This is a genomic window from Protofrankia sp. CiP1_Cm_nod4 (assembly GCF_982290645.1).
The window spans coordinates 7,636-9,295 of sequence record NZ_CEVIVC010000056.1 but is presented as its reverse complement, the minus strand read 5'-3'; the positions used below and the strand labels follow the sequence as shown (position 1 = coordinate 9,295).

Below are 1,660 nucleotides of genomic sequence, written 5' to 3'. Positions count from 1 at the left end.
GCGCGGCCTGCGCCGGCGCAAGCGCCGCGCCTGGCACGGGGTGGTGGCCCTGCTCACGGCGAGCGTCGTCCTGCACGTGGTCAAGGGCCTCGACTACGAGGAGGCGGCCGCCTCCGCCGTACTCGTCGCCGGTCTGCTGCTGGCACGCGGGGAGTTCCAGGCCAAGGGGGACCCGACCACCCGGTGGCGGGCGCTGTGGGTCGGGACCGCCCTCGCCGCCGCCTCGGTCATGATCGGCATGCTGCTGCTCCAGGTCGGTGGTGGGCGGCTGCTTGGGGCGCACCCGCTGTCCGCCCAGTTCGCGCACGTCGTGGACGGCCTGGTCGGCATCCACGGGCCGCTGCGCTTCTCCTCCGAACGGGTCTCGGATCTTGTCACCCGGACGCTGCTGACCATGGGCCTGCTCACGATCAGCGCTGTCGTGTACCTCGTGCTGCGGCCACCACGGCCGCGGCCGAAGCTGTCCGAGGACGACATCACCGGCATGCGCGCGCTGTTGGCCTGTCACGGTGACGCCGACTCGCTGGGCTACTTCGCCCTGCGCGCCGACAAGACCGTCGTCTGGTCGGCGACGCGCAAGGCCTGCGTCCCCTACCGGGTGGTGTCCGGGGTGATGCTCGCCAGCGGCGACCCGCTCGGCGACAACGAGGCGTGGCCGGGCGCGATCCGGGAGTTCCTGCGGATCGCCGCCGAACATGCCTGGATACCAGCGGTGATCGGATGCTCCGAGACGGGCGGCAAGGCGTGGGAGCGCGCCGGCCTGTCCGTGCTGGAGTTCGGTGACGAAGCCGTCATCGATGTGGCGGCCTTCACCCTCGAAGGTCGCGACATGCGCAACGTCCGGCAGGCCGTCGGCCGGGTCGAACGGGCCGGCTACACCTGCCAGGCCCTGCGGATGCGTGACCTGCCCGCCGAGGAGCGGGCCCGGCTGCGGGCGCAGGCCGCGGCATGGCGTGGCACCGAGACCGAACGCGGTTTCTCCATGGCGCTCGGCCGGATCGGCGCGCCCGCCGACGACGACTGCGTCGTCCTGATGGCCTTCGACCGCGGCGGGGACGGCCCGGCGGGCGGCGAGCCGCGGCTGCGTGCGCTGCTGCACTTCGTCCCGTGGGGCCGCCGGGGCCTGTCGCTGGACCTGATGGTGCGGGACCGTACCGCCGACAACGGGCTGAACGACTTCCTGATCGTCTCGGCGGTACGGGCCGCGGCCGGGCTCGGGGTGGAGCGCCTGTCGCTGAACTTCGCCTTCTTCCGGGCCGCGCTGGAGCGCGGGCAGCGGCTCGGCGCGGGCCCGGTCACCCGTTGTTTCCGGAACCTGCTGGTCTTCCTCTCCCGCTGGTTCCAGATCGACAGCCTCTACCGGTTCAACGCGAAGTTCCGCCCGGCCTGGTCGCCCCGCTACGTCTGTTTCCCGGCGAGCCGGAACCTGCCGCGCATCGCGCTGGCCATGCTGGAGGCCGAAGCCTTCCTGCGCTGGCCCCGGATGGGGGTACGGCCCGCCGCGTACCGGCTACGGCGGCCCGCCCGCCCGGCCGGTGTCTGCCCTCGTAGGTAGAAACCGCCGCTCCAGCAACGTTTTCCACCTACGGGCGCACGGGCCGTAGGTGGAAAACGTCGTCGCCACAGCGGTTTCCACCTACGGCAGCGGCCGTCCCTGCCT

1 protein-coding gene is annotated in these 1,660 nt (G+C 72.6%); it reads left to right on the top strand.

Going from position 1 to position 1,660, the window contains the following annotated elements:
• Positions 1 to 1,555: phosphatidylglycerol lysyltransferase domain-containing protein (locus tag AC5LSR_RS12730; RefSeq protein ID WP_493468492.1), on the top strand; the 1,555-nt coding region annotated here is incomplete at its 5' end.
• Positions 1,556 to 1,660: the final 105 nt, after the last annotated feature.